This window comes from Paenibacillus sp. FSL R7-0340 (assembly GCF_038002205.1).
GTDB lineage: Bacteria > Bacillota > Bacilli > Paenibacillales > Paenibacillaceae > Paenibacillus > Paenibacillus polymyxa_B.
Genome location: NZ_JBBOBY010000001.1, coordinates 2307027 through 2310065 on the forward strand (window position 1 = coordinate 2307027; position 3039 = coordinate 2310065).

General features: G+C 44.6%; 3 protein-coding genes. All 3 read left to right on the plus strand.

Annotated elements, in window-relative coordinates; translation table 11 throughout:
- Positions 1-2: 2 nt before the first annotated feature.
- Genes MKX59_RS10345 through MKX59_RS10355 form a run of 3 tightly spaced genes read left to right on the plus strand, consistent with a single transcriptional unit; the run spans position 3 to position 2818 of the window.
- Positions 3-1265, plus strand: coding sequence for a hydroxymethylglutaryl-CoA synthase family protein (locus MKX59_RS10345; protein ID WP_209942841.1), 1263 nt, complete (start codon positions 3-5; stop codon positions 1263-1265).
- A complete protein-coding gene (locus MKX59_RS10350) occupies positions 1262-2023 on the plus strand; it encodes an enoyl-CoA hydratase/isomerase (protein ID WP_023989390.1) in 762 nt (253 codons plus the stop codon). Before MKX59_RS10345 ends, MKX59_RS10350 begins: the two co-directional genes overlap by 4 nt.
- Positions 2024-2068: 45 nt before the next feature.
- Entirely contained in the window at positions 2069-2818 is a 750-nt protein-coding gene (locus MKX59_RS10355; protein WP_023989389.1) for a polyketide synthase, read from the plus strand.
- Positions 2819-3039: the final 221 nt, after the last annotated feature.

Below are 3039 nucleotides of genomic sequence, written 5' to 3' on the forward strand. Positions count from 1 at the left end.
TTATGGTTGTCGTGGGAATTGAGGCAATGAACGTTTTTGGTGGCTCTGCCTATCTGGATGTTATGCAATTAGCCCAACACAGGCAATTGGATCCTGCAAGGTTCGAAAATTTATTAATGAAAGAAAAGGCGGTTGCCCTACCTTACGAAGATCCAGTTACCTTTGGAGTAAATGCGGCAAAACCGCTGGTGGACGCTCTTTCAGAAGCGGAAAAAAACCGAATCGAAATGCTTATCACCTGTACGGAATCAGGTATTGATTTTGGGAAATCAATCAGTACATATATTCACCACTATTTGGGGTTGAATCGGAATTGCAGATTATTCGAGCTCAAGCAAGCCTGCTATTCCGGTACTGCTGGACTCCAAATGGCGGTGAATTTTATTCTTTCTCAGGTCTCGCCAGGAGCAAAAGCGCTTGTAATTGCCAGTGATATTTCACGATTTATTGCTGCTGAAGGCGGGGATGTCTTGAGTGAGGATTGGTCTTATGCTGAGCCAAGTGGAGGCGCAGGGGCCGTGGCAATGCTCATTAGTGAAAATCCTCATGTTTTTCAAATTGATGCAGGCGCTAATGGATATTACGGCTATGAGGTGATGGATACTTGCCGGCCGATTCCAGATAGCGAGGCTGGGGATGCAGATTTGTCTTTAATGTCCTATCTGGACTGTTGCGAGCAAGCGTTTTTGGAATACCAAAAACGGGTGCAAGGAGTGGATTATAAAGATACCTTTCAGTATCTTGCCTTTCATACTCCTTTTGGCGGAATGGTAAAAGGAGCGCATCGCACGATGATGCGAAGGTTGACTCAATCCAAACCAAATGAGATTGAGGCAGATTATTTACAACGTGTTAAGCCCGGATTGGCGTATTGCCAACGAGTCGGTAATATTATGGGGGCGACTTTGTACCTCTCCTTGGCAGGTACGATTGATCAGGGTACATTCGATGCTCCAAAGCGAATCGGCTGTTTTTCCTACGGGTCAGGCTGCTGCTCTGAATTTTATAGCGGGGTTGTTATGCCGCAAAGCCAGGAACATCTGCGGCGTTTTGAAATTGAGCGTAATTTGAATGATCGCTATCAGTTAACTATGGATGAATATGAATCCCTGCTAAAAGGCAGTGGCGCTGTACGGTTTGGAACCCGCAACGCCAAGCTGGATTTTCAATTGATTCCGGGGGTGATAGCTTCCGGGAAAGGGAGACAGCGGTTGTATTTGGAAGAAATCTATGAATTCCACCGTAAATACAGGTGGGAATCATGAGTTATCAAACGATTCAGGTTCGGTTTCAAGAATCGATTTGTTATATTCGCTTTTACCGACCGGAGGCAAATAATACGATTAATAATACCCTCATCGAGGAGTGCTTGCATGTACTTGCACTGTGTGAGGAGTCAGTTACGATCGTAGTTTTGGAAGGTTTGCCGGAGGTGTTCTGTTTTGGCGCGGATTTTGAGGGAATGCGTGAAAAAGTGGAAAGTGGACAAGAACATGCAATGAGTCCAGAGCCTATGTATGATCTGTGGTTAAAATTAGCAACTGGGCCCTATATCACGATTTCTCATGTGCGAGGAAAAGCAAACGCTGGTGGCGTCGGATTTATTGCTGCCAGCGATATTGTGATAGCCGACGAGACGGCACAGTTCAGCTTGTCAGAATTGCTATTTGGACTTTTCCCTGCTTGCGTTCTACCATTTTTAGTCCGCAGGATTGGATTCCAAAAAGCGCATTATTTAACACTAATGACGCAGCTCGTTTCGGTTCAACAGGCCCATGTATGGGGGTTGGTTGATGCGTACGATGCTCAGAGTGAGATGGTGCTACGCAAGCATTTATTACGCCTCAGACGATTGAGCAAGCATGGGATTTTACGCTACAAGCGCTTTATGGATGAACTCAACGATTTGCGTCAGTGTAAACCACTAGCGTTGGCGTCCAATCAAGAGGTGTTTTCAGACGCTCAAAATCTTAAGGGCATTTTCCGATACGTTGAAACGGGGCAATTTCCGTGGATGGACTGATGGTCTACGCCACAAGATGGGGATGTAGGAGGGAAGAAGATCATAATGTCACAATCCGTGGTTGAATTACTTGAAATCGAACGAGGTATTATTCAAGTGAAAATGCAAGATAGAGTTCATAAAAATACATTTACGCTTGAAATGACCCATGGACTAAGACAAGCGTTCAAGACGATCCAAGAAGATTCAACCTGCAAAGTCGTAATTCTAACAGGATACGATAATTACTTTGCCACGGGTGGGACGCAAGAGGGACTGTTGGCTTTACATGAAGGAATCTCGAAGTTTACCGATGAAAATATTTACTCACTTGCATTGGGCTGTAAAGTTCCAGTGATAGCTGCTATGCAGGGACATGCGGTGGGCGGAGGCTTTGTAATGGGGCTATTTTCTGACTTTGTAGTCCTAAGCAGGGAAAGTGTGTACACGACTAATTTTATGAGATACGGATTCACACCGGGAATGGGTGCCACGTATATTATTCCTAAAAAACTAGGGTTCAGCTTGGGAGAAGAGTTATTGTTAAATGGGGGCAATTATCGAGGTGTTGAACTGGAAAAACGGGGAGTTCCATTTCCGACCCTGCCCCGCAAAGAAGTGATGGGCTATGTAATGGATCTTGCCCGGCAGCTAGCCGAGAAACCCAGATTTTCTTTAATCACGCTAAAGGATCATTTGGTTGCTCCACTCCGGGAACAGCTTCCCAAAATCGTAGAACAAGAGCTTATCATGCATGAGAAGACCTTTCATCAAGCAGAGGTTAAAGAACGAATTATCAACTTGTTTGGAAAATAACCAAATAGAGATTCGTTGAACGCCTTTGCGGTTGTTCATGCGAACCAGCAACGAGTGTGAAAGAGGCATATAGCCTTCCTCATCACTCGTTTTTTCTTTGATATATTTTAGCAGGCAACTCCTGGCAATGCTTCAAACGTGAATAATAGCTCAAAATGGACAGGGTGATAAGCCTTTAGCTCATGTTATATAAACTTTGTGTTTTGAGGAGTTGGTGGAGA